Source organism: Botrimarina sp., assembly GCF_040219535.1.
Classification (GTDB): domain Bacteria; phylum Planctomycetota; class Planctomycetia; order Pirellulales; family Lacipirellulaceae; genus Botrimarina.
The window spans coordinates 43,889-69,380 of the sequence record NZ_JAVJSH010000011.1; the positions used below are offsets into that span (position 1 = coordinate 43,889).

A 25,492-nucleotide genomic window follows, 5' to 3' on the forward strand; every position below is an offset into this window, starting at 1 on the left:
ATCCGCGTGGCGGCCGCTCTGGTAGCCGTTGGCTCGTTATCGCGCGGCGATTGTCGCTGAGCCTGTGCGTCGCGGCCGGCCTCCTTGCGCCGGCGGCCAAAGCACAAGGGCCCGGCGCAGCGCCCGCCGCCAACCCTGTCGACGCCACCCCGCTCCAGCCGCCCGAGGGCGGCCGGCGTTTGGCGGAGGACTCGCCCGTGTGGATCGCCGACGGCGCGGTCCACGTTGACGGCAAGGTCGTGCTCCGCGAGGGCGTGCTCGAGATGTTCGCGTGCCCGGTCGGCACCAAGGAACACGAGTCGGTCGTCGCGGTCGACTCCCCCGCGTTCTTGCTGCACACGGGCCTGCTCGCGGTGGGCGCCGAGCCCGGCGCGACCGTCCAGTTCGACCCCGAGTACAAGCCGCCCACCGGCGACCGCATCGACGTGCTCGTCCGCTGGATCGATGGGGGCCAGGTCAAGACCGCCAAGGCGCAAGACTGGGTCCGCAGCGTCGAAACCAAGAAGGCGATGGAGCTCCCCTTCGTGTTCGCCGGCAGCGGCTTCTGGACCAACCCCGACACCGGCCGCCAACACTACCTGGCCGAGTCGGGCGACCTTGTCTGCGTGTCGAACTTCGGCGCGGCAATGCTCGACGTGCCCGCCCCCAGCACCCAGCAGAACGGCGAGCTCTGGTTCGAACCCTTCACCGAACGGATCCCGCCGATCGGCACGCCCGTGCGCCTGATCCTCAAGCCGGCTGGCGAGGCCGGCGCGGGGGGCGAACCGCCCCGCCCTGCGACGCCCCGCGACCAACAAACGAGCGCTGCCGGCACGCCGGACGCCCTCAAGGCGCTGCGGCAAGCCGAGATCGGCGTCGGCTCCGACCCAACTCTGCGGCGTGCCTGGGCGGAGGTCGCCGGCTGGAACGCCGACCGGTTGCCGGAAGTGCTGCGGGCCATGCGGGGCGCGACGCCGCTGGCGGAGAACTGGCTCCGCACGGCGGCCGACGCCATCGCCGACGCACGCGGCGCCCGGCGCCTGCCGCAAGCGGCGCTGCGGGAGTTTGTGCAAGACCGCGACCAGTCGCCCCGAGCGCGGCGCGCCGCGTGGGAGTACCTCCGCCGCGCCGACCCCGACGCGGCCGAGGCGATGCTCGACGACCTGGTCGACGACCCGAGCACCGAGATCCGCTACGACGCCGTCGCGCGGATGCTCGCTGCGGCCGAGCAAGAAGCCGACGCGGGCCGCAAGCAGGCCGCCTACCGCGAGGCGCTCGCCGCCGCTCGCACGATCGACCAGATCGAACAAGCCGCCGCGGCGTTGGAGGAGCTCGGCGAGCCGACCGAACTGGCCGACGAGCTGGGGTTCGTCACCCGCTGGCGTGTCGCCGGGCCGTTCGACAATCGCGGCGGCCGCGGCTTCGACACGGTTTATCCGCCCGAAGAATCCCTCGACCCCAACGCGAGCTACGAGGGCCACGACGAAGAAGGCCCGCAGGGTCCCTTCGGCTGGAAGCCGTTCGAGACCGACGACCGGCTCGGCGAGGTCGAGCTGAACGACGCGATCGGCCCGCACAAGGGCGCCGTCGGCTACGCGTGGGCCACGCTGCACGCCGCGGAGCCCACGCCGGTCGAAATCCGTTACGAGTCGAAGGCCGCGACCAAGTTCTGGGTCAACGGCCAACTGGTCGGCGCGAACGAGACCTACCACAGCGGCTCGCTGTTCGACCAATACGTGGCCGCAGCCGAACTCGGCGCCGGCGACAACGCCCTCCTCGTGAAGGTCTGCCAGAACGAGCAGACCGAACCTTGGGCGCAGACGTGGCCGATCGCCCTCCGGGTCACCGCCCCCGGCGGCGGCGCCGTCGAGGGAGTCGAGGTCGTCGCGCCCCCCTCGTTCGAGAGAACCGAAGAGCAAGACCCGGCCCCAACCCAACCCAGCAACAAGCCATGACCCGACCGCACGCCGCCGCCGCAGCAGCAGCGCTCGCCTGCCTCGTGATAGGTGGCGCCGATTGGCCCGCGTTCCGCGGCGACGGATCGTCGTCCGCGCCGCGGGAGGCCAACCCGCCGGCCGAGTGGTCGCTCCAGAGCGGCGAGAACGTCGCGTGGACGGCCGACCTACCCGGCCGGGGCGTCGGCGGGCCGATCGTCGTGGGCGACCGGGTGCTGCTCACCGCGTCGGACGGGCCGCGCCGCGAACGGCTCCACGTGCTCGCGTACGACGCATCGACCGGCGCGCCGCTCTGGTCGCGACAGATGTGGGCCACCGGCAGGCCGAACTGCCACCCGACCTCCGCCAACGCCGCGCCGACCCCCTGCTCCGACGGCCAGCGGGTGTACGTGTTCTACAGCTCGAACGACCTGGCCGCGTTCACCCTCGAAGGCGACCTCGCCTGGGTCCGCGGCCTCGCCCAAGACCACCCGGGCGTGGGCAACGACATCGGCATGGCCTCCTCGCCGGTGGTCGCCGGCCCGGCGGTCGTCGTCCAAGCCGAGTGCCAAGGCGAGTCGTTCGCGATCGGCCTGGACCGCGAAACGGGCCAAACCCTCTGGGAGGTCGACCGACCGCGGCAGAGCAACTGGGCGTCGCCCCTGCCTTGGCGGACCGACAGCGGCCGGCCGGCCGTGTGGCTGCAAGACCAGGGGGGCGTGTCGCTGCTCGACGCCGCGACCGGCGAGCAGATCACCCGTATCAAAGCCGACTGCCCAGGCGTGCCCTCCCCGGCCGGCGAGGGCGCGCGGCTGGTCCTCGCGGCCTCGGGCGTGAGCGTCTACGAGGGGCCCTTCGCCCCGGGCGAGCCGCCCGCGCCGGCGTTGCAAGCCGGCCGCCTGCAACCCGGCTCGCCCACGCCGGTGGTCGCCGGCGACAGGGTGCTGGTCGTCAACCGCGGCGGGGTGCTCGCTTGCGGCGATCTCGCCAGCGGCGACGTCGTCTGGCGCCGGCGGCTCGGCGGCTCCTACTGGGCGACCCCGGTCGTGGCCGGCGGGCGCGTGTACTGCGTGAACGACGACGGCGAAGCGAGCGTCGTTTCGCTCGACGACGGCGAGGTGCTCTCGGAGGCCGACTTCGGCCAGGCGGTGCTCGCCTCGCCGGCCGTCGGGGGCGACGCCATCTACTTCCGCGGCGTCGGCACGCTGTGGAAGATCGCGCGGGTCGACACGGCCACGCCCCCCCTGCCCTCGCCCGCCCCGCTGCGATGACCGACGCCGCCGACCCCAACCACCCAAGCCCCGCCGACGCTATCGAGATCCAGCCGGCGAGCGGCCCCGTCCGCGCGACGGTCCGCCCGCCCGGCTCTAAGAGCCTGACCAACCGCGCGCTGGTGTGTGCGGCGTTGGCCCAGGGCGAGTCAGTACTCACCGGCGCGCTGGTGAGCGACGACACGCGGGTCATGATCGACAGCCTGCAGCGGCTGGGGATCGCCGTGGAAGTCGCCGACCTCGGGACGACGCTCCGCGTGGCGGGCGCCGCGGGCCAGGTCCCCGCGACCGAGGCCGAGCTGTTCATCGGCAACAGCGGCACCACCGTCCGCTTCCTCACCGCGCTAGCGACCCTCGGCCACGGCGCGTTCCGCCTGACCGGCGTGCCGCGTATGCACGAGCGCCCGATCGGCGACCTGGCCGAGGCGCTCAACGCGCTGGGCGCGAGCGTGCTCTGCGAGTCGCCCGGCGGCTGCCCGCCTGTCCAGGTGCACGCCAACGGCCTGCCCGGCGGCGAGGCCCGGGTCGGCGGATCGATCTCGAGCCAGTTCCTCAGCGCGTTGCTGATGGCCTGCCCGTGCGCCGATACGCCGACCCGCCTGACGGTCGACGGCGAGCTGGTCAGCCGGCCGTACGTGACGATGACGCTCCGAACGATGCGCGACTTTGGCGTCGAGGTCGCCGCTCCGGAGGACCTGTCGCGCTTCGACGTGCCCGCCGCCGGCGCGTACCGCGGCCGGGGCTACGAGATCGAGCCCGACGCTTCGGCCGCCAGCTACTTCTGGGCGATCCCGGCCATCCTCGGCGGCGCGGTCACCGTCGAAGGCTTGTCGCGCAGCGCGCTGCAGGGCGACGTCGCCTTCGTCGACTGCCTCGAGCAGATGGGCTGCCGCGTCGAAGCCGGCGCCGACGCGATCACCGTGCACGGCCCGCCGGACAGCCAGCCGCTCCGCGGCGCGCGGCTCGACATGAACGCAATCAGCGACACCGTGCAGACGCTCGCCGCCGTGGCGCTGTTCGCCGAGGGACCGACCGAGGTCCGCGGCGTCGCCCACAACCGGCACAAAGAGACCGACCGCATCGCCGACCTGGCGACCGAGCTGCGCCGCCTCGGCGCGGAGGTCGACGAACTGTCCGACGGCCTCAAGATCACGCCCCGCCCGCTACGCCCCGCCCTGGTCCAGACCTACGACGACCACCGCATGGCGATGAGCCTCGCGCTCGTGGGCCTGCGGCAGCCGGGGGTGCGGATCGCGAACCCCGGCTGCACCGCCAAGACCTACCCGGGCTACTTCGCGGACCTCGCGCGCGTGGTCGGCTGACTCGCCCGCCGGGCGTCGAGGAAGCGAACCTGCCGGCAGCCGCTCGCCTGGGCTGCGGCTGCGGCTGCTGCGGCTGCGGCTGCGGCTACTGGGGCTGCTGCGGGGGCGCTGAGGATGCTGGCGGCGCTGCGGCCTACTAACGCAGCCGGGTCACTTCGAGGCGTCGGCCACGGCGGACTTTCCGTGCGTGGAGCCAGCGCGGGTGGAGCCATTGCTGCTGGAGCCATTGCTGCTGGACCCATCGAGGGCCGACCGCCCGTCGAGCCGCTCTTTCTCACGCCGCGCCTTCTCGACGGCCTTGAGCAGCTCGTCCGCGCGGTCGAGCAGCGCCAAGCCCGACTCGGAGGGACTCGGCGTGCGGCTCTCTTGCTGCGCGACGAAGTTCGCGTGGCAATGCTGGCAAGCCACGCCTTTGCCAAGGTAATCAACCCGCACTTGCAGACTCCGTCCGCAAGCGGGGCAAGCCTGTACGTAGAACACCGAGCTTGGCATTTTGAATCGCCTCCTTGAACTCGGGATAGGTCTCGCCCGCGGCCGACCAGTATACACACACTCCGCAAATCCGTCCAAACGAGTCCGCCGGGCGCCACGGGCGTCCGCTGCGCCGCCGGGGCGGGGCCGGTCGTGCGGCTTGTGCCGGACACGCCGGCCGCCGCCAGGCCGAGGCCCGCCCGCGGTGCTATCGCCCACGGCCAGTCGCAGTCCTGCGGTTCCGGGAGTAGGATCGCTGCTGACGACAACCGGTTCCCTTTTTTCTCGTGTGTGGCCAACCCGCCGCCAAACCGGCCTGCTAGCGACCACCGGCCGCTAGAAGGAGCACCTTTATGGGCGATCGACTCTACGCGGCCGTGGTGATCGTCCTCTGGCTCGGCGCGATGTCGTGGCTGGTGGCCGAGCGGATCCTTCCCCCGCTCACGGGCGACCGGGCGCCGATGTCGCAGCTGTCGCGGCAATCCGAACCGGTCGCGTGGCGGATCGCGATGGACGACGAGCCCTGCGGCGTGGCGGTCTTGCAGTCGGTCCCGGGGTCCGGCGGCTCGAAGGAGGTCCATAGTCTGCTGCGGATCGATCGGCTCGAGTCGCCCGACGCGTTGCCGCTGTGGATGCGCCCGTTCGCGCGTTCGCTCGACGGCATGTCGTTCGATATGCGAACCATCTTGATGTTCGACTCGCTCGACCGGCTCCACGCTTTCAAGACCCGCATCGACAGCGACAGCATCGGCGTGCCGATCCGCATCACCGGGTCGATCCGCAGCGAGAAGCTCAAGCTGCAGCTGAGCGTCGCGGAGATCGACAAGCAGTTCGAACACCCCTGGCCCAGCCAAGCCGCCTTTGGCGGCGAGCTCACGCCACTCGTGCGACTGAATCGCTTGTACCAAGACCGACGCTGGACGACCGAGGTCTACAGCCCGTTCGCCTCGCCCAATGCGCCGGTCGAGATGGTCGAGGGCCACGTGGAAGAGCGGCTCAAGCTTTTCTACGAGGGCCAGAACCTCGATACTTGGCTCGTCCAGTTCGAGTCGATGGAAAAAACCGGCAGCAGCCAGCAGGGGCGCTTGCGGGCGACCCTGTGGGTGGCCGACGATGGCCGGGTCCTGCAGCAGCAGACGCAGGTGTTTGGCAGCCGCCTCACGTTCCTCCGCGAACCCGAAGCCGAGTCGCAACGCCTCGCAGACGAACTGCTCGAGCTCGAGCGCTACGCGACCACCATCCCGCTCGAGCCGCCCCGCGCCGACGCGCCCGCCCCCTGACCGACTGCTTCCCGGCGTTGGAGATGATCGAGTTCCGAGGCGTCACCCGCAGCTACGGAGACACGCTCGCCGTCCGCGGCCTGGACTTGGTCATCCCGTCGGGCGAGCTCTTCGCCATGCTCGGCCACAACGGCGCGGGCAAGACCACCACGATCAAGATGCTCGTCGGCTTGCTCCGGCCCGGCGCGGGCCAGGTGCTCGTCGAGGGACGCGACGTGGTCAGCCAGGCGCGCGAGGCCGCCAAGCAGATCGGCTACGTGCCCGACCAGCCCTACCTGTACGAGAAGCTCTCCGGCCGTGAGTTCCTCCAGTTCGTCGCCGAGATGCACGGCATGAGCCGCTCGGAAGCCGGCCGCGCCATCGACCGCGAGATCTCCCGCTTCGGCCTCGGCCGCTTCGCCGACGAGCTCTCCGAGAGCTACTCGCACGGCATGAAGCAACGCACCGTGTTCGCCGCCGCGCTGCTGCACGACCCCCCGGTGCTGGTCGTCGACGAGCCGCTCGTGGGCCTCGACCCGCACAGCATCCGCCTGGTCAAGGACCTGCTCCGCGAACGGGTCGACGCCGGCGCGAGCGTGTTCATGTCCACCCACACGCTCGCCGCCGCGGAAGAGGTCGCCGACCGCGTCGGCGTCATGCAGCAGGGGCAGGTGATCTTCCTCGGGACCGTCGAAGAGATGCGCCGCCTGCACCCGGCGCGCGACATGACCCTGGAGCGCCTGTACCTGACGCTCGTCGGCGGCGAGGTCGGCGGCGTGTCGTCGCGCGAAGCGGCCGAGCAGGCGGACGCCGGGTCCGCCGCGCGCCCTCAGCGTGGCGCCCAGCAGGCAAGCGAGCGCGTCGCGCCGATCGACTCGCCCGGCCCCCTCGAGCCGCCCAACCCCCTCCAGCCGCCCAACCCCGTCGAGCCGCCCAGCCCCGTCGAGAACCAGCCGTGACCCCCGCGCCGGCCGCCGTCCGCGCGACCGCCGCCCCCGAGCGGCGCGACCTCGACACACGCACCGAGGCCGCCCTCTTCCGCCGCGTGCGCCTGACCGAGGCCCGCGCCCACCTGCGCCGGCTGCTCGGCCAGGCGCGGTTGCGTACGCTGCTGGTCGTCACGCTGAGCTTGTTCTTCTGGTGCGGGTTGTTCGCGCTGTTCTACCTCGGCTTCCAGTTCCTCAGCACCGGGATCGCTGCGCCGGGCTACCCGTTCCACACGAAGACCGTGGAGTTTGTCTTCCACCTGTTCTTCGCGTCGCTGAACCTGATGCTCATCTTCTCGTCGGGCATCATCCTCTACGGCGGCCTGTTCGCCTCGCCGGAGACGCGCTACCTGCTGACGACCCCGGCGCGCGACGAGCGTGTCGTGCTGCACAAGTTCCAAGAGGCGGTGCTCTTCAGCAGCTGGGGCTTCTTCTTGCTGGCCAGCCCGCTGACGATCGCCTACGGCCTGTCGGTCGACGCGCCGTGGAGCTACTACGCGTTGATCCTGCCGCTGATCCTGTCGTTCGTGTACATCCCCTGCGCGCTGGGCGCGATCTGCTGCCTGCTGCTGATCTACAAGCTCGCCCACGTGCGGCTGACGGTCCTGGCCGCGATCGCGGCGGTGTCGTTCGGCGCGGCCGTCGCGGCCGTGTGGGACGCCGTCGGCGCCACCCGCACGCAGGTGTTCGACGACCGCTTCTTCAACGACACGATCAACCGCTTCAGCTTCACCCGCGGCGAGCTGCTCCCCAGCTCGTGGCTCAGCGACGCGCTGATCGACGCCGCGCAGCAGCCCCCCCCGATCCCGATGCCCCTCGGCGAGACGCCCGTCGTCCGCGCGGTGATGTGCCTGCTGCTGCTGTTCACCAACTCGCTGATGGCGCGGCTCATCCTCAAGGCCGTCGCGCAACGCACGTTCCGCACGGCCTTCAGCCAGATGGAGTGCCGCCCGCGCCGCGCGCGGCGCGGCAAGACCGCCCTGGTCGACCGCGTCGCGGAGGCCGTCCTGCACCCCTTCCCGCCGCAGGTCCGCCTGCTGCTGCTCAAGGACTGGCGCCTGCTGCGCCGCGACCCGGTGCAGTGGTCGCAGTTCTTGATCTTCTTCGGCCTGCTCGGCCTGTACTTCCTCAACGTGGACCAATTCCGGGTTACCGCCGGCGACATCGACCGCGCCACGTGGGTCAACCTGGTGAGCTTCCTCAACCTGGCGGTCGTGGGCCTGATCCTCTCGACGTTCACCACCCGGTTCATCTACCCGATGCTCAGCCTCGAGGGGCGGCGGTTCTGGGTGCTGGGGCTGATGCCCGTCAGCCGCGAGACCATCGTGTGGAGCAAGTTCGTGTTCGCCGCGCTCGGCTCGTGGGCGCCGTGCGCGGCGCTGATCCTCGTCAGCGACCTGATGCTGCGGGTCTCGGCGCTGGTGATCGGCGTGCACCAGCTCACGACCGTGCTGCTGTGCGTCGGCCTGGCGGCTCTGGCGGTCGGCCTCGGCGCGATCATGCCCGACTTCCGCGAGGCCTCCCCGTCGAAGATCGCCGCCGGCTTCGGCGGCACGCTGAACCTGGTCCTCAGCGCGATCTACATCATCCTCGTGGTGACATTGACGGCCCTGCCGTGCCACTTCAAGCTCATCGCCGACAGCGCGTCGATCAACCCCGACTGGCTGCCGACCCGCTACCTCGACCTGTGGCTCGTGCTCGGCGCGGGGCTGGCCGTTGCGGTCGGCATGGTCGCCACGATCGTGCCGCTCACCCGCGGAGTCCGCGCGTTCAGCCGGCTGGAGTTCGACTAAACAGGGACACGCCGCCCCGAGAGCCCGGGAAGCGGCGCCCGCCTACAGGCGGCGGCGGCGCTCGCGAAGCGAAGCCCCCGTCGCCCGTGCAATCGATCGCCCCCGCAACCCCGCCGCCGTGGTCTCCCGGCGCCCTCGGCTCACCGCCGCCAGCCGCCCCGGTGTGAAGCCCGCCCCGCCCCCGCCGGTTAGCCTCCAGCCGACCCCGGCCCCGCCGCCCTCACCCCGCCCGCTCGCCATGCCCGATCGCGACCTGCCGCCGCCGCTGCGGATCGGCGCGGTGAACTACCTCAACAGCAAGCCGCTGATCTTCCGCTTCGCCGACCACGCGGCCCGGCTCGCGGGCGGGCGCCCGAGCCTGGCCGGCGCGCGGCTGCTGTGCGACCTGCCGAGCCGCTTGGCCGACTCGCTAGCGGCCGGCCGGCTCGACGTGGCGTTGGTCCCGGTCTTCGAGACCTTCGCCAACCCCGACTGGCAGGTGCTGTCGGACGCGTGCGTGGCGGCCGACGGCCCCGTGGGCAGCGTGAAGGTCTACTTCCGCAAGCCGCCGCACTGCGTGCGCACGCTCGCGCTGGACGAGGGCTCGCGCACCAGCGCGGCCCTCTGCCGGCTGCTGCTCGACCGGCGGTGCGGCGTGCGGCCCGAGCGCCGGCCGTTGCCGATCGGCTGCGGCTTGGCCGACGCCGACGCCGACGCGGTGCTGCTGATCGGCGACCGCGCGATGCACCCGCCCGCCGCGGCGATCCGCGACCGGTTCGTCGCCGCGTGGGACCTCGCCCACGAGTGGCGTATCGACACCGGTCAGCCGTTCGTGTTCGCCGTGTGGGCCGCGCGGCCCGGCGCGCCGGCGGAGGCCCTCACCGCGCTGCTGCAGGCTTGCCGCGACGACGGGCTCGCGCACCTGGATCACATCGCCGCGGCCGAGGGGCCGCCGCTCGGGCTTACCGCCGACCACGCCCAGCGGTACCTTCGTGACAACCTGCGGTACCGCTTCGGCGCCCGCCAGCACGACGCGCTCGCCCGCTTCCAATCCCTCTGCCGCGAGGCCGGCCTGCTCCCCGCGCCCGCCGCCGCTAGCTGACCGACCCCCGCTGGGTAGCCCATGATCGCGACGATCGCCGTCGACGAACTGCTCGCCAAGGCCGCCGCCGGCGACCGCCTGTCGCCCGAGGAGGGCGTGCGGTTGCTGCGCGAGGCGCCGCTCGCTTCGCTGGGCCGCGCGGCCGACGAGGCGACCCGCCGCCGCCACCCCGGGCCGGTCCGCACGTACAACATCGACCGGAACATCAACTACACGAACGTTTGCACGGCGGTGTGCGACTTCTGCGCGTTCTACCGCGGCCCGAAGTCCGACGAGGGGTACGTCCTCTCGATCGACGAGCTGCTCGAGAAGGTCCGAGAGACCGTCGACCTCGGCGGCGAGCAGATCCTGCTGCAAGGCGGCCTGCACCCCGACTTCAAGCTCGACTGGTACGAGCGGATGCTCGGCCAGATCAAGCAGGCGTTCCCGCAGGTCAACATCCACGGCTTCAGCCCGCCGGAGATCTACCACTTCGGCAAGGTCAACAAGCTGCCGCTCGAGACCGTCCTCGCGCGGCTCAAGGAGGCCGGCCTCGGCAGCCTGCCCGGCGGCGGCGCCGAGATCCTCGTCGACCGCGTGCGCCGCGAGATCACACGCGGCAAGGTGCTCACCGACGACTGGCTCGACGTGATGCGCGTGTGGCACCGCCTGGGGGGGCGCTCCAGCGCGACGATGATGTTCGGCCACGTCGAGACGCTCCAGGAGCGTGTCGAGCACCTGGAGCGGCTCCGCCGCTTGCAGGACGAGTCGCTCGACGCCGGCCACAAGGGCTTCACCGCGTTCATCTGTTGGACCTTCCAGCGCGACAACACCCGGATGGACCACCTCGAGCCGGCCGGCGCGCACGAGTACCTGCGCACCAACGCCGTCGCGCGGCTCTACCTCGACAACTTCGACAACCTGCAGTCTAGCTGGGTCACGCAGGGGCTGAAGGTCGGCCAGCTCGCGCTGCTCTACGGCGCGAACGACATGGGCAGCCTGATGATCGAAGAGAACGTGGTCGCCCAGGCGGGCACGGTCCACTACCTGACGCTCGGCGAGATCCGCGACGCGATCACCGAGCTGGGCTACCAGCCGCGGCAACGGAACGTCCACTACCAGCTGGTCGACCCGGCGACCGAAGAGCGCGCGATCCAGGCCGCCCGCCGCGCGGCCAGCGCCCCGGCCGCCCGCCTGCCCGCCTTGCCCGTGGTGAGCTAGGCTAGAGGGCCCCGTTGGTCTGCCCGCCGCGCCGCGGCGGTGCGACCCCCTCGACCCGTGCGACCCGCTCATCCCGACGCCGCCATGACCGACGCGCCGGGCGCGCCATCGCCGACGCCATCCCCGGGGCGGCAGCCGGTCGCGCAGCGGCCGATGGTGCAGGTCGAGGGCCTCACCAAGACCTACGACGACCTGGCCCGCGGCGAGATCGTCGCGGTCGACCGGCTCACGTTCTCCGCCCACTCCGGCGAGGTGTTCGGGCTGCTGGGGCCCAACGGCGCGGGCAAGACCACCGCGCTGCGGATCCTCACCACGCTGCTCAAGCCGACGGCCGGCGTGGCGCTGGTGAACGGCTTCGACTGCGTTCGGCAAGCCGAACTGGTCCGCAACCAGATCGGCTTCATCTCCGCCAACACCGCCGTGTACGACCGGATGACCGCCTGGGAGTTCGTCGAGTACTTCGGCCGCCTGCACGGCCTCGCGCCGGCCACGCTCCGCGAGCGGATGGAGGGGCTGTTCGCGAAGCTCGGGATGGACGACCTGCGCGACACGCTCGGCGCGAAGATGTCGACCGGCATGAAACAGAAGACCTCGATCGCCCGCGCGCTGGTGCACGACCCGCCGGTGATCGTCTTCGACGAAGCGACCAACGGCCTCGACGCGTTCGCCGCCCGCGCGTCGCTCGACGCGGTCGCCGAGCTCCGCGACGAGGGCAAGTGCGTCGTGTTCAGCACCCACATCATGAGCGAGGTCCAACGCAGCTGCGACCGCATCGCGGTGATGCACCGAGGGCGTATCATCGACTCGGGCCCCACCGACGAGCTCCGCGAGCGGCACGGCCAGCAGGACCTGGAGGAGCTGTTCTTCCAGATGGTCCGCTCGGCCGACCAAGCCTCCTCGCCCCTCGGGCCTCACCCCTCAAGCCTCAAGCCTCAAGCCTCCCCTTGAACTGGCGACACGTCCTCTGGATTTGGCGGCGCGAGATGCGCGACCAGCTCCGCGACCGGCGGACGCTGTTCATGGTCGCGGTGTTGCCCGTGCTCATGTACCCGCTGCTGGGCACGAGCTTCTTCCAGCTCGCGCAGTTCATGCGCGAAACCACCGGCCGCGTCGCCCTCTACAACGCCGAGGAACTCACCGACGCGCCGGGCGTGCCGCCGCTGGTCGAGGGCGACCGCTTCGCCGAGAAGCTCTTCGCCACGCCCGAAGAACGCGAGCGACTGATCGTCGAGCGCCGCCCCACTCCCGACGCCCCGGGCCCCGACGACCCGGCCGCCGCCGCCCGCGCTGCGATCGCCGCGGAAGAGATCGAGGTGGCCGTTGTCTTCCCAGCCGACTTCGCCGAGCGCCTGCAATCGGCCGGCGCGGCACCCTCCCCCGACGCGCCGGCCCCGCCCCCCCCGGCGCCCGCGGTGCTCTACAACTCGGGGCGCGAGCCCAGCCAGGTCGCCGGGCTGCGGACGAGCGACATCCTCCGCCGCTGGCGCCGCGCGCTGGTGCGGCAAACGCTCGAGGACTCCGGCGTGCCGCCGGCCGCCACCAGCCCGTTCCAGGTCGCCCAGCTCGACGTGGCCGACCAGAGCGTCCGCGAGGCGATGGTCTGGTCGAAGCTGCTGCCGTTCATCGTGTTCCTCTGGGCGCTGACCGGCGCGTTCTACCCGGCGATCGACCTCTGCGCCGGAGAGAAGGAACGCGGCACGCTCGAGACCCTCCTGGCCAGCCCCGCGCGGCGCAGCGAGATCGTCGGCGGCAAGCTGCTCACGGTGATGACCTTCAGCGTGTTCACCGCGCTGCTGAACCTCGCCAGCCTCGCGCTGACCGCCAAGATCCTCGTCGGCCAACTGGCCGGCGTGCTGGGCGGGCCGGTCGGCCTCGCCGCGCCGCCGGCCGCGGCGATGGCCTGGATCGTCGTGGCGGTCGTGCCGATCGCCGCGTTGTTCAGCGCGCTAAGCCTCGCCTGCGCGGCCTACGCGCGCAGCACCAAGGAAGGCCAGTATTACTTCATGCCGCTGTTCCTCGCGGCCACCCCGCTGATGGTCCTGCCCCTCTCGCCGGGCGTGGAGCTGAACCTGGGCAACAGCCTCGTGCCGGTGATGGGCCTGGTGCTCCTGCTACGCGCGTTGATTGAGGGCCAACTAGCCGACGCCGCGCTGTACGCCGGACCGGTCATCCTGGTGACCGCCATCTGCTGCTGGCTCGCCATGCGGTGGGCGGTCTCGCAGTTCAACCAAGAGAGCGTCCTGTTCCGCGAAAGCGAGCGGTTCGACCTCAGGGCGCAGCTCGCCGCGATGGTCCGCCGCCGCGGCGACACGCCCTCCCCCACCGCGGCGATCGCTTGCTTCGCGGCGATGCTGCTCGCGCAGAGCGCGCTCCGCTCGCTGTGGCCCTTGCCGTCGGAGGGCTTTAGCGGGTTCGGTTACTTCGCCGCGTTGGTGATCGCCGGTCAGGTGCTCTGCATCCTCGCGCCGGCGGTGCTCGTCACGTGGCTCCTCGCGCGGAGCTGGCGGGAGACCTGGCGATTGCAGGCCCCCCCGCGTGTGGCCGACATGGCGCTAGGGCTCGCCGTGGCCCTTGCGCTGCACCCCGCCGGCCAGCGGCTGGCGCTTGGGATCCGCGAGCTGTACCCGCTCAGCGAGTCGGTCAAAGCCCAGCTGGCGGGCCTGGCGGGCCTCGTCGGCGACGCCCCCCCGATCGGGGTGGTCTTGCTGCTGATGGGCGTGCTGCCGGCGGTGTGCGAAGAGCTGGCCTTCCGCGGCGTGATACTTACGGGCCTCCGCAAATCCCTCGGCGATGCCGGCGGCGTGCTGCTGACCGCGGTGTTGTTCGGCGCGACGCACACGGTGCTGGTCCAGTCGCTCGCGGCCGCGCCGGTCGGGGCCGTGCTGGGGGTCATCGCGCTGCGGACCGGCTCGATCGTGCCGTGTGTGCTGATGCACGCGGCCTACAACAGCCTGCAACTGCTAGCAGCCCTCAATGCCCCGCGAATCCGCAGCCTGACCTCCGACTGGGGGCTTTCCGACGCGGTTTTCGTCGAAATGCCTTCGGGAGAACTAGGCTACGCGCTGCCAATTGCTATTCTGGGGGGCGTTGCGGCGGCCTTGATGGTGTTGGCCATGGGCCGCCGTGGCCGCGGCGCCCCGCAGCCCGCTCCGGCTTTTGGAGCGGCTTCCTAAGAGCGTTTTCGACGGGTTTTCCACGCCTGGCGGGTTGGGGTCTCAGCGGTCCGGAGGGGAACCTCCGCGGTCGTCGGCGCGTCGGTAATACGGCAGACGCGCCACACGCCGCGACGGCCCCCGGCGTGTGCCCGTTCTCCGCGAACGGCCGCGGCCGGCAGCGGCAAAACGGTCGGCGAAGCCTCGCCGGCTGTCGTGGGAGTCGATCTTTAGGAATGCGATGAAACAGCAGGCTTTACGAGCCCGATTGGTCTGCCCCGTGGCGGCGCCCCCGATCGAAGACGGCATCGTCGTCTTCCAGGGCGACCGCATCACGCGGATCGGCCGCCAAGCGCCCGCCGGCGTCGAGGTCGAGGACCTCGGCGACACGGTCCTGTTGCCCGGCATGGTCAACGCCCACTGCCACCTCGAGTTCAGCTACCTGGGCCGCAAGGTGGGCAGGACCGGCTTGTCGCTCCCCGACTGGATCCGCCAGGCGATCGAGAAACGCCCCGGCGCGGACAAGATCGGCAAGGCGATCGCCAGCGGCATGGAGGAGAGCCTCGCCAACGGCGTCACGACCGTAGCCGAGATCTGCCGCACCGAGACCGACGCCTACCGCGTCGAGGGCCCCTGCCCGCGGCTGGTCCTGCTGCAAGAGTCGATCGGCTTCTCCCAAGCCCGCGCGGCCAGCGCGCTCAACGCGGCCGAAAACCGCCTGGAAGAACTCCACAGCCTGCTCCGCCCCAGCGACGCGGCCGGCAACGGCCACGCGGCCGCCGCCCCGACCGTCAACGGCAGCCACGCCAATGGGAGCCGCGCAAACGGCAGCCGCGCAAACGGCAGCCACGCCAACGGAAAGGCGGTAAACGGCCATGCCATCAACGGGCACGGCGCGAACGGGCACGGCGCCAATGGCCACGGCGCAAACGGTCACTCGCCGGGCGGCGCCCACTCGAGCATCCGCGCGGACCACCGCGTGCGGATCGGCGTCAGCCCCCACGCGCCGTACACCGCTTCGCCGCAGCTGATCCGCGAGCTGGTGTCGGTCGCCGCGTCGCGCGGGATGCCGGTCGCCATGCACCTGGCCGAGTCGCCCGAAGAGCTGCTCTTGCTGCAAGAGGGCCGCGGCCCGTTCCAAGAGATCCTCGAAGAACGCGGCATGTGGGACCCGTGGGTCATCGGCCGCGGCTCCGCGCCGCTGGACTACCTGCGGATGCTCACCCGCGCGCCCAAGTCGCTCGTGGTCCACGGCAACTACCTCGACTACTCCGAGCTGGCGATGATGGCCCGCCAGGCCGGTTCGATGTCGCTGGTCTACTGCCCGCGCACCCACGCGCACTTCAAGCACCAGCCCTACCCGCTCGCGGCCGCGCTGGGCCTCGGCGTGCCCGTGTGCCTAGGGACCGACAGCCGCGCGTCGAACCCCGACCTGTCGATCCTCTCCGAGATGCGCGAGGTCGCCGAGCGTTACCCGAGCGTGCCCCCCGAGACCATCCTCCGCATGGGCACCCTCTCCGGCGCCGAGGCCCTCGGCCTCGAGGACGTCGGCGCAATCCGCCCCGGCGCCCTGGCCGACATGGTCGCCGTGCCGCTCCCCAAGGGCGCAAAGGGCCGCCCCGCCGAACTGCTCCGAGCGCTGCTGTGGTGCGAAGAGCAGCCCGAAACGGTCTGGATCGGCGGCGAAGCCCTCGAACCAATCGCCGCCTGAGCGACCTGCCGCCCAGGCTCACATGGCGAGCCGCGTGGTGAGTTTTGCCCGCGAATGACGCGAATAAGCGCGAATTCCTGTCGGCGCCTTCGCGTCATCCACGGGCAGATCCTATCCGCCCTCTAGAGGACGGCCGGCGGTTATAATCGCAGTCGTCGAGAAACCGCCCCCAACCCCGTTCGCGCTTAAAGATTCTTGCCTGGCATGCGGCGACTACGCGGACTGATCACCGCCCTCGCGCTCGGCGCGGCCCTGCTGCTCGAAGCGAGCGCTAGCGCGCAGCTGCCCACCGCCGGCGGGCGGCAGCTCTCGATGAGCCGGTCGCAGTGGCGGCTGTTCATCCCCAGCGACTACCGCCACACCGGCGAGCGGGTCGACCTGCTCGTCCACTTCCACGGCGACCCCCAGACGGTCTGGAACAACGCCGCGTACGCGTCGCTTAACGCGGTCGTGGTGACGGTCAACTACAGCGGCCTCTCGAGCGCGTACAGCACGCCGTTCGCCGACACGACGCTCTTCCAAACGCTGCTCGACGACGCCCGCTCGCGCCTGGCCGGCCAGGGCGACTTCGGCCCCGGCGTGGCGTGGGACACGCTGGCGGTCTCGTCGTTCAGCGCGGGCTACGGCGCGGTGCGGCGGATCTTGGGCGTGCCGTCGTACGCCGACGCGATCGACAGCCTGCTCGCGGCCGACTCGCTGTACGCGACCACCGCGGGCGACGGCACGGCGCTCGACTCGCAGATGGCGCCCTACAAGGCGTTCGCCAGCCGCGCGGCCGCCGGCGAGAAGCGGTTCGTGTTCACCCACTCGCAGGTCCCTACGTTCACGTACGAGAGCACCGAGGAGACCGGCGACGAGCTGCTCGGCCACCTGGGCCTCGCGCCGCGCGCCTCGTCGGCCGACGGCCTCGGCCCGCTGCGTTTCTACCGCGAGGCCGAGCTGGGCGGCTTCCAGCTGTGGGGCGCGCTGGGCGCCGACGCCGACGCCCACCTCGCCCACCTCCGCTACATGGGCGAGTGGCTCGACGAGCTGGGCCTCGCCACGACCGCCCTCACGGCCGACTACAACGCCGACGGCCTGATCGACGCGGCCGACTACACCGTTTGGCGCGACAACTGGCTGCTCTTCGACGCCCCCGGCGACGGCGACGGCGACGGCTTCGTCGGCAACTCCGACTACGGCCTATGGGCCGACCAATACGGCCAGCGCACCGGGGGCCGCTGGAGGGCCGTCCCCACGCCCACCGCCGCGGCGCTAATGGTCCCGGCTATCGCCGGCGCCCTAGCGCGGCGAACCCGCCGTCGGGGCCGCGCATAAGCCGTACGCGCTAGCGTCGGGCGATCGGAGCGCCGGGCCGCCGCCCTTCGTTCGCCCGCGGCTAGCGCCGTCGGCTTAAGCGCGCTCGGCTAGCGCCGTCGGCTTATGCTGACGCGGCTAGCGCCGTGGGCTTGATTCGAGGGGACCTGCGCCGACTGGCCGTGCGACTGCCGGCGGCGGTCGCGTCAAGCGACCGGGGTGCGGTCTTGCGGCTTGCGGCGGTCCTGCCACCCGCGGCCGGAGTCGCCGCGGAGTGAGAGGGCGAGGCCCACGATGGCGAAGGCCGCGCACGCGGCGGTCGCCGCCTGCGGGGTGAACGCGCCGGACCGGACCAACTGGGCGACCACGGCGCCGCCGACCCCGACGCCGAGCATCAGCACGCCGGCGAAGCTCCAAGGGACGGTCTGTAGCAGTTTTCCCATGAATACACGCGCGTACGGGGGACTCGGGGAGGGGGCTCTCCCTCAAGCCTAGCTCGCTGTGCGTCTCGAACGAAAAAACGGGCGGGTGGCCGCGTTGGCTGGCGAATCCCGCCGGAGCGGCCCCCGAGTGAGCCAACGCGGCTCAGGGCTCGGCCCGCCGCCAAGCGACCGCGGCGCGGTAGGTCGGCAGCGGCAGGCGGAACTCGGCGTCGAGGTGGCCGCCGGCCGCGGTGACCCGGAGCCGCGCGGGGGGCGACTCGGCCATCGGCGGGCGGTCGGGACCGGCGGTCACCGGGTCAACGAGCTCGACCTGGCGACTCCAAGCGAGCCAGCGGTCGAGCCAGAACGCGCCGGTGAGGAGGGCCCCGTCAGTCGTCGTCTCGTCGGCCTCTGGTGCGTTGGCAGACTCGGCCTCCGGCGGCTGGCCCATCGTGACCAGGTAAGCGGATTCGCCCCTCGGGGTGACGAGCATCTGCAACTCGCCGCCGGCGCCGTAGTAGCGGTCGAGCAGAGCGGTGATATCGGGCGTGGGGTCGAGGCCGAACGCCTTCACCAGGTCGACCGACAGCCGCCAGCCGGCCGGCTCGAGCCGCTCGATCCCGACGCGGTGCGGCGTGGACGCATTGGCCGCTTCGTTGAGCAGGTTCCAGCGGACCACCAGCAGGTGGAGCAGGTTGCCGAAGCTGTCGGCGTCGCCGCTCCAGCGGAACGCGAGCCGCTGGTTCGCCGCGACGGGGCCGTCGGCGGCCGGCGTGTCGAGCACCGCGCGGAACGACCGGTAGCCCTCGAGCAGCTGGCGGTAGGCGTCGGCGAAGTCGTCCCAGTAGGGCTGGGGGAACTCGGCCGCTTCGATGACCGAGGGCCGCGATTGATGGGTAGCGAGGATCAGGTCGATCACCAACGCAGGCAGCGGGCCGGCCGACTGGGCGACCAAGATCGGCCGATTCGCAGGCACGGCAGGCGGAGGGAGGGGCTCGGCGGCTTCGGCCGGCTCGGCGTGCGGAGCGCGGACCGCGGCCACCAGCTCGTCGGCGGCCGCGTCGAGCGAGAACGCCACGGAGACCTCACCACGCACACGGCCCAGCGACTCGACGACCGGCCCGTAGGGCGCCAGCCAATCGACGGCGCCTTGCACGCCATCGGACCACCGCCACGGGTCGCGTCGGCCCCGCGAATCGATGGCCGCTCGGCGCCGCTCGCTGAGCCGCTCGGCGAGCCACCGCCGGCCTTGCTGAGATGTCCGCACCACCAGGTCGCCCTCAGGGGCGGGGCCGAGCGGGTCGGCGGCGCCGTCGGCGAGCCGGTCGGCGTCGTCCAGCAGCGTGAGCCGCGCCCAGGGGCCACGCTCCGCCAGGGCGATCTCGTACTGGCCGAGCTTCGCGATGGCCAGGTCGCCGGCCCTTTCGGCAGCGAGCCCGCGGCGGAACGCGTCGAAGTCGTCGACCGGCGCGAACACCACCGGCACGAGGTGGCCGCCGTCGGCCCGTGTCAGCACAGCCAGCCAAGGCCCATCGCCCAGCGCCTGCTGGCCGAGCCGCTGCTCGGCCAGGCGGACCACGTCGGGCAGGTTGCGGTCCCACGGCTTCAGCAGCAAGCGGGCCCGTTCGGTGAGGGCCGTCAGGTCGGCGACCTCGACCACCACCAGCCAGCCGGCCGGCGGCGCCCACTCGGCTTGGGCCGGCGGCGCCACCACCGGTGGTTGGGCCGGCGCGGCGGCCGCGCAGGCGAGCAGGGCCACGGCCCCGAGCCCGCGTGCGGCGGCGGCGACTCGCCGACGGACGATCACCCCAGCACCCGCTTGGCGGCCTGGGCCACCGCGTCGGCCGTGATGCCGCGGTCGGCGAAGACCTCGTCGCCCGGCGCGGAGGAGCCGAAGCCGTCCATGCCGATGAACTCGCCGGCGAGGCCGAGGTACCGGTCCCAAGGCTGGCGGATAGCGGCCTCGACGGCGACCCGCGCGGCGACTTTCTTCGGAAGGACCGACTCCTTGTAAGCGGCGTCTTGCTTCTCGAAGAGCTCCATCGAGGGGAAGCTGACGACACGGGCCTCGACGTTCTCGGCGGCCAGCTTTTCGTGGGCTTCGATGGCGAGCGAGAGCTCGCTGCCGGAGGCCATCAGGATGACCGACGGCTCGCCGCTGGGCGCCTCGGCGATGACGTACGCGCCGCGGGCCACGCCGTCGGCCGACTCGTACCGCTCGCGGCACAGCGTGGGCAGGTTCTGCCGGGTGAGGATGAGCAGCGTGGGCCCGTGGGTGTTCTCGATCGCGGCCCGCCACGCCTCGCGGACCTCGTTGGCGTCGCCGGGGCGGAGGACCGTCGCCCCGGGGATCGCGCGGCACGCGGCGAGCTGCTCGACCGGCTGGTGGGTGGGGCCGTCTTCGCCGACGCCGATCGAGTCGTGGGTGAACACGAAGATCACCGGAACGTTCATGATCGAGCTGAGCCGGATCGACGGCCGGTTGTAATCGCTGAACACGAAGAAGGTCGCGCCGAACGGCCGCAGCCCGCAGAGGGCCATGCCGTTGCAAGCGGCGGCCATCGCGTGCTCGCGGATGCCGAAGTGGAAGTTGCGGCCCGCGTACTCGCCGCGGTTGAAGCCGGTCTCGCCGTTGATCAGCGTGTTGGTGCTCGGCGCGAGGTCGGCCGAGCCGCCCAGCAGCCACGGGTGGTTCTTCGCGATCGCGTTGAGCACCGCGCCGCCGGACTTGCGGGTGGCGACCCCCTTCTCGTCGGCTTCGAAGGTGGGCAGCTCGGCGTCCCAGCCGTCGGGGTGCTTGCCGGTGAAGATCGCCGTCAGCTCGGCCGCTTCTTTCGGGTGGTCCTTCTGGTACGCGGACCAGGTCTTTTGCCACTCGGCGTGGGCCGCGGCGCCGCGCTTGCCGAGGGTCTCGGCGAAGTGCTCGGCCACGCCGTCGGGCACGTAGAACTTCTTGTCGGGCGAGACGCCATACACCTCTTTCGTGGCCGCGATCTCTTCCTCGCCCAGCGGCGCGCCGTGCGCGCCGTGGGTGTTGGCCGCGTTGGGGGCGCCCCAGGCGATCACGCTCTTGACGATGATCAGCGTGGGCTTCTCCTCTTCCTTGTGGAACGCCTTGATCGCGTTGTCGAGCGCGTCCAGGTTGTTGGCGTCGTCGACGGTGTGCACGGCCCAGCCGAGGCCCTCGAAGCGCGTGGCGACGTCCTCGCTAAAGGCCAGCGACGTGTGCCCCTCGATCGTGATCTGGTTGTCGTCGTAGATCCAGCACAGGTTCGACAGGCCCAGGTGCCCGGCGAGCGAGGCCGCCTCGCACGCGACGCCCTCCATCAGGTCGCCGTCGCTGCACTGCGTGTACACGTTGAAGTCGAACAGCTCCTTGCCCGGCTTGTTGTAGTTCGCTGCGAGCCAGCGGCTGGCCATCGCGAAGCCGACCGAGTTGCCGCAGCCCTGCCCGAGCGGGCCGGTGGTGGTCTCCACGCCGACGGTGTGGTGCACCTCCGGGTGGCCGGGGGTCCTGCTGTGCAGCTGGCGGAAGTTCTTGAGGTCCTCGAGCGTGAGCGCCGGCGTGCCGTCGGCCTTCTTGATCCCGGCCAGGTGGATGACCGAGTAGATCAGCATCGACGCGTGGCCGCACGACAGGATGTACCGGTCGCGGTTGGGCCACTCGGCCGCCGCCGGGTCGTACCGCAGCACGTCGGCCCACAGCTTGTAAGCGACCGGCGCGAGGGCCATCGGCGTGCCGGGGTGCCCCGAGTTGGCCGCCTCGACGGCGTCCATCGCGAGGGTCCGGATGGCGGTGATCGCGTCGTGCGCGGCGTCGGTCGTGGCGGCGGGCATGTGCTTGCGGAGTCGCTGTAAGGGTTGCCTGACTAATGACTTGCGGAGGCCGGCAGTTTACGCCGCGGGTCGCTCGGCGGTCAACGAGCCACACTTAACCGCCCCCGTGGGTTCAACTAGACTGGCGTGTGACATTGCTACTCCCGGGAAGGATCGGATGTCTCGCTTCGACGATGCGCTGGCCGCCGCGGCGGCCCTGCCGATAGGCGACCAGGCCCGCCTGATCGACGCGATCTGGGCCAACGCGGCGCCCCCCTTGAGTCAGGCGTGGAGGGAAGAGATCGCGCGGCGATCGGCGGAACTCGACGCCGGCGCCGCCCAGACCGTAGCGTGGTCGTCGGTCCGCGACGAGGCCTTGCGCCGGCTCGATGAGACCGCAGCGGAAGCCAAGCAGAATGGAAGCTAGGCTCCTGCCCGGAGCGGCGACCGACTTCGACGAAGGCTTCGACTGGTATGCTTCGCGCAGCGTGGAAGCGGCGCGGTCGTTTGCGGCGGCGATCGATGCGGCGATCGAGCGGGCCTGAGACGCCCCGGAGCGTTGGGAGCGAATCGATGACCGTCACCGCCGAACTCTGGTCGACCGATTCCCCTATTCCATCGTTTACCGTTCGGATCGCGGCTGCGTCGATGTCGTGGCGATCGCCCATGCGGCGCGCGAACCGAGGTACTGGGCAAAGCGAGAAGCGTGACTAGCAGCCGACCCACGCGAGCTCGCCTCTGCTTGCTCCTGCCGCTCTCCTTAACGATCGTGGGCGTGGCGTTGCTCGCTGCTCTGGCCCTGGTCGGCTGGCCCGGCGTGGTCGGGTCGGCCGGGGTGGACTTCTGCGAGGCCAACCGGCCCGGCCCCATCGCCCAGCCCATCAACACGTGGAGCAACGCGGCGTTCCTCGCCGTGGGGCTGGCGATCGGCTACCGCTCTTGGCGCGACGTGGCCGCGGCCAAGGCCCCTGGGTGGGGCAACTGGCTCGTGACCACGGTCCGCTACCCGGCCAGCTACGCGGCGGCCGTCGTGGGCATCGGCCTGGCCAGCGGCGCGATGCACGCGTCGACCACCGCGTGGGCGGCCGAGCTCGACCTGCTGTCGATGCACCTGTGGGGCGCCTGGTGCATCGCGTTCGCGACCACGCGGCTGTTCCGCGCCGGCGACCCGACGTTCCTGCGGGTGTTCGCCGCGGTGACGACCGTCCTGCTGGCGAGGATCGCGCTGGGCCACCCGCTGGGCGTGAAGGGGTCGACGCTGTTCGGCGCGATGATCGTCACGGCGATCGGCGTGGAGGTCGTCGGCCGCTTGCGCAACTACCGCCGGTACCGGATCGAAACGGGCTACCTGGCCTGGGCGGTCGGCATGTTCTTGGTCGCGTACGCGACGAACCTCGTCGGCAAGAACGGCGGCCGCTACTGCGACCCCTACTCCGTGTGGCAAGCCCACGCGGTCTGGCACGTGCTCTGCGCGGGCTCGGCGGGGTTCGTGTACCTGTACGGCAGGTCGGAGCGATCGCGCACCCCGGCGGCGGCGGGCGACCCGTCGGACGGCGGCTCGTGCGTCTAACGCGGCCGCGCCGGTCGCTTCGAAAAAAAACTCCGGTGGCCGACCCAAATTCGTTTGAAACAAACGCGACACGCTCGCGCGCGTCGTGTAACGCTAAATCGTGTCCAAAACGGCGTTAAGCGCCTGGCGGACAACGGTTTAGCGAAGCGTTACGCGTTGCCCTGGGGTGTAACGAAACGGCGTCGCTCCGCGCAACGCGCCTGCGGCATTCAACGCCGCAACGGCCCTCCTCGCGCCGCAGCGAACCCGGCATTGTCGCCAATGCGGGACGACGCGACGTGCGTTTTGGCCAGGCAGGGCAACGAGTCCTTATTTACCGGCTCGACTCGACCGGCGCCCCTGCAGCAGAGGTAATTTGGGCGCCCCCGGATTTGCCGGCGGCCGGCGGTGCGTAGAAGTTTCGCATCCAATCTGCTCTCAAAGATCGGAATCTCGACAGGCAATACCCACCGCTGCGGGGTCGTCGGTCTACAAAGGCGGAAACCCGTTGTAGGACTTCAGTTCCGATATGCTCTCACACCGGGATGCACGCCGAGTCTCTCTCGGCTGATCGACCCCAAAATTGGTAGACATGCTAATGACCTCGCATCAATCCGGCCACAAAGCGATGGCCGCTTACCTGGCAGTGGCAATCTCGTTTCCGCTGCTACACTCCTCTGCTACCGCACTGCAGTTGGTCGACGTACGAGAAGCGCCGGGTCTTAACAGCCCGTCTCTCGAGGCCCCATCCTGGGTGTCTGAAGATGGGCTCTACGCAGTAATCGAAAGCACTCGATCATCTGGGAGTTCGACGCTGTACGATCTTTTCGAGGCAGAGCGCTATTCGATCGATGAGCCGTTCTCAACACCATCGCAAGGGGATTTCAGAGACATCAACCTCGTGCCACGCAACGCCGGCTTTGCGGTGGTGAGTTCGGATGAATTGGAACTGTTCTACGGCCAAGAAATCGTCGCAAATTCTGTTGGGATTCCGGTTACCGGCACGACAGGCAACATGTATCGGTCTGTTCGAGACACTGTGGACGAGGCGTGGCCGGTCGGCACGAGGCAATCCGCGATACACAGCCTGGGCGATCACATTCGACCCCTCGCTCTCAGTACCGATGGGCTACGGCTGTATCTGTCGGTCGGTCCTCCACCGGCGCGTCAGACACCCGACTGGGACCTCTGGGTGGTTTCGCGGAGCTCAACACAAGACGAGTTTCTGCCATCGAATGCGGAGGTCTTGGCGTCGCTGAATAGTGACGCGTCGGAGTCTGAACTGACGATTTCATCTGACGAAACCACCGTGATCATTTCTAGCTCGCGGCCGGGAGTCGGTGGAGCCGACCTTTGGTACTCGACACGCGATTCGATCGATGACGCCTTCTCACCGCCGTCCCTGCTGCCAGGGGCGAATACTTCCTTTTCTGATCGCCGCCCCGTGCTTGCCGGAAGCCAGCTCTTTTTTAGCTCGACGCGAAGCGGCGAACAGCAGATCTACGTCGGTACATTGATCCCCGAACCAGGCAGCCTCGGAATCGCGGTTTGCGGGGTCATCGCTGCACAGCTGTTGGGCGTACGCCGGTCGCGTTCCAAAATCAATCCGTAGGATGGGTGCTCGCACCCATCTTCCCGGTCTCCGCGCCGTCGCCGTGACGAACTACCGCCGAGCACGAATCGCCGGAGGCACGTTCTTCTTCACGGTCGTCACGCACGAACGCCGAAGGGTTCTCGTGGATCCACCGGCGCGTGGGGCGCTGCGACAAGCCTTCCGTGAGGTCCGCGCGCGACGCCCCTTTTCGGTTGACGCGATCGTGCTGCTACCGGATCACTTGCACGCCGTCTGGACGCTCCCGCGCGGCGACAGCGACTACTCAACTCGTTGGCGTCAGCTCAAGACGCTATTCACGAAGCGGTGGCTGGCCACGGGCGGCGTCGAAGGGACGCGGTCCGTCAGCCGGCGGATCAAGGGGGAGCGCGGCGTCTGGCAGCGGCGCGGGTACGAGCACGCGTGCCGGGACGAAGCGGACCTGAAGCGGTGCGTCGATTACCTGCACGCGAACCCGCTGAAGCACGGCCTGGTCGATCGCGTGCGGGATTGGCCGTGGTCGTCGTTCCACCGGCACGTCCGCCTCGGCGAGTACGACGCCGATTGGGGTTCGGCCGACGAGTGGTGGGGCGACGAGTGGGAGCGGATGGAGTAGGCAACGGGCCCGCCGATCGACGCCGGGAAGATGGGTGCGAGCA

At 70.7% G+C, this 25,492-nt stretch carries 21 protein-coding genes; 17 read left to right on the forward strand and 4 right to left on the reverse strand.

Annotation, left to right across the window (positions count from 1 at the left end):
• Positions 1-50 precede the first annotated feature (50 nt).
• From RIC11_RS03850 to aroA, 3 genes are read left to right on the forward strand one after another with little or no spacing between them, the layout of a single operon-like run.
• On the forward strand, positions 51-1,934 hold the full coding sequence (locus RIC11_RS03850) for a YdjY domain-containing protein (protein ID WP_350208550.1): 1,884 nt from the start codon (positions 51-53) through the stop codon (positions 1,932-1,934).
• Positions 1,931-3,184: an outer membrane protein assembly factor BamB family protein gene (locus RIC11_RS03855; RefSeq protein WP_350208552.1), complete on the forward strand. Its 1,254-nt coding sequence runs from the start codon at positions 1,931-1,933 to the stop codon at positions 3,182-3,184. The genes RIC11_RS03850 and RIC11_RS03855 overlap by 4 nt, the downstream gene beginning before the upstream one ends.
• Entirely contained in the window at positions 3,181-4,506 is a 1,326-nt protein-coding gene (gene aroA, locus RIC11_RS03860; protein WP_350208554.1) for a 3-phosphoshikimate 1-carboxyvinyltransferase, read from the forward strand. Before RIC11_RS03855 ends, aroA begins: the two co-directional genes overlap by 4 nt.
• Before the next feature lie 150 nt (positions 4,507-4,656).
• On the opposite strand, the gene RIC11_RS03865 is transcribed toward aroA, so the two are convergent.
• Positions 4,657-4,914, reverse strand: coding sequence for a hypothetical protein (locus RIC11_RS03865; protein WP_350208556.1), 258 nt, complete (start codon positions 4,912-4,914; stop codon positions 4,657-4,659).
• Positions 4,915-5,330: 416 nt separating this feature from the next.
• Between RIC11_RS03865 and RIC11_RS03870 the strand changes: the two genes are divergently transcribed.
• The 9 genes from RIC11_RS03870 (at position 5,331) to RIC11_RS03910 (ending at position 17,476) form a co-directional block, all read left to right on the forward strand.
• The gene (locus RIC11_RS03870) at positions 5,331-6,257 is read left to right on the forward strand and encodes a hypothetical protein (protein ID WP_350208558.1); all 927 of its coding nucleotides are present in this window, start codon (positions 5,331-5,333) and stop codon (positions 6,255-6,257) included.
• A 23-nt stretch (positions 6,258-6,280) separates the two neighbouring features.
• Entirely contained in the window at positions 6,281-7,195 is a 915-nt protein-coding gene (locus RIC11_RS03875; RefSeq protein ID WP_350208560.1) for an ABC transporter ATP-binding protein, read from the forward strand.
• A complete protein-coding gene (locus RIC11_RS03880; RefSeq protein WP_350208562.1) occupies positions 7,192-9,015 on the forward strand; it encodes a putative ABC transporter permease subunit in 1,824 nt (607 codons plus the stop codon). Before RIC11_RS03875 ends, RIC11_RS03880 begins: the two co-directional genes overlap by 4 nt.
• 238 nt (positions 9,016-9,253) lie before the next feature.
• Positions 9,254-10,096, forward strand: coding sequence for a menaquinone biosynthetic enzyme MqnA/MqnD family protein (locus RIC11_RS03885; protein ID WP_350208564.1), 843 nt, complete (start codon positions 9,254-9,256; stop codon positions 10,094-10,096).
• Between the two features lie 21 nt (positions 10,097-10,117).
• Positions 10,118-11,296, forward strand: a complete 1,179-nt coding sequence (gene mqnC, locus RIC11_RS03890) for a cyclic dehypoxanthinyl futalosine synthase (RefSeq protein ID WP_350208566.1) — start codon at positions 10,118-10,120, stop codon at positions 11,294-11,296.
• Positions 11,297-11,353: 57 nt separating this feature from the next.
• Complete coding sequence (locus RIC11_RS03895; protein ID WP_502879368.1) at positions 11,354-12,244, forward strand: ABC transporter ATP-binding protein; 891 nt, start codon at positions 11,354-11,356, stop codon at positions 12,242-12,244.
• Positions 12,241-14,469: an ABC transporter permease subunit/CPBP intramembrane protease gene (locus RIC11_RS03900; RefSeq protein WP_350208568.1), complete on the forward strand. Its 2,229-nt coding sequence runs from the start codon at positions 12,241-12,243 to the stop codon at positions 14,467-14,469. The genes RIC11_RS03895 and RIC11_RS03900 overlap by 4 nt, the downstream gene beginning before the upstream one ends.
• A gap of 259 nt (positions 14,470-14,728) precedes the next feature.
• Positions 14,729-16,159 (forward strand): amidohydrolase family protein, encoded by a 1,431-nt coding sequence (locus tag RIC11_RS03905; RefSeq protein ID WP_350208570.1) that lies wholly within the window; start codon positions 14,729-14,731, stop codon positions 16,157-16,159.
• Between the two features lie 204 nt (positions 16,160-16,363).
• A complete protein-coding gene (locus tag RIC11_RS03910; protein WP_350208572.1) occupies positions 16,364-17,476 on the forward strand; it encodes a hypothetical protein in 1,113 nt (370 codons plus the stop codon).
• Between the two features lie 185 nt (positions 17,477-17,661).
• Here the strand turns inward: RIC11_RS03910 and RIC11_RS03915 are convergent, their stop codons facing one another.
• The 3 genes from RIC11_RS03915 to tkt all read right to left on the reverse strand — a co-directional run bounded on the left by RIC11_RS03915 (position 17,662) and on the right by tkt (position 21,714).
• On the reverse strand, positions 17,662-17,898 hold the full coding sequence (locus RIC11_RS03915; protein WP_350208574.1) for a hypothetical protein: 237 nt from the start codon (positions 17,896-17,898) through the stop codon (positions 17,662-17,664).
• 142 nt (positions 17,899-18,040) lie between these two features.
• Complete coding sequence (locus tag RIC11_RS03920; RefSeq protein WP_350208575.1) at positions 18,041-19,636, reverse strand: hypothetical protein; 1,596 nt, start codon at positions 19,634-19,636, stop codon at positions 18,041-18,043.
• Between the two features lie 44 nt (positions 19,637-19,680).
• Positions 19,681-21,714 (reverse strand): transketolase, encoded by a 2,034-nt coding sequence (gene tkt, locus RIC11_RS03925; RefSeq protein ID WP_350208577.1) that lies wholly within the window; start codon positions 21,712-21,714, stop codon positions 19,681-19,683.
• A gap of 157 nt (positions 21,715-21,871) precedes the next feature.
• Here tkt and RIC11_RS03930 point away from each other — a divergent pair, with 157 nt between their 5' ends.
• The 5 genes from RIC11_RS03930 to RIC11_RS03950 all read left to right on the forward strand — a co-directional run bounded on the left by RIC11_RS03930 (position 21,872) and on the right by RIC11_RS03950 (position 25,449).
• Complete coding sequence (locus tag RIC11_RS03930) at positions 21,872-22,120, forward strand: addiction module protein (protein WP_350208579.1); 249 nt, start codon at positions 21,872-21,874, stop codon at positions 22,118-22,120.
• Positions 22,110-22,238: a hypothetical protein gene (locus tag RIC11_RS03935; protein ID WP_350208581.1), complete on the forward strand. Its 129-nt coding sequence runs from the start codon at positions 22,110-22,112 to the stop codon at positions 22,236-22,238. Before RIC11_RS03930 ends, RIC11_RS03935 begins: the two co-directional genes overlap by 11 nt.
• Positions 22,239-22,435: 197 nt before the next feature.
• Entirely contained in the window at positions 22,436-23,263 is an 828-nt protein-coding gene (locus RIC11_RS03940; RefSeq protein ID WP_350208583.1) for a ceramidase domain-containing protein, read from the forward strand.
• A gap of 607 nt (positions 23,264-23,870) precedes the next feature.
• On the forward strand, positions 23,871-24,854 hold the full coding sequence (locus RIC11_RS03945; protein ID WP_350208588.1) for a hypothetical protein: 984 nt from the start codon (positions 23,871-23,873) through the stop codon (positions 24,852-24,854).
• A gap of 1 nt (position 24,855) precedes the next feature.
• The gene (locus tag RIC11_RS03950) at positions 24,856-25,449 is read left to right on the forward strand and encodes an REP-associated tyrosine transposase (RefSeq protein WP_350208590.1); all 594 of its coding nucleotides are present in this window, start codon (positions 24,856-24,858) and stop codon (positions 25,447-25,449) included.
• Positions 25,450-25,492 lie beyond the last annotated feature (43 nt).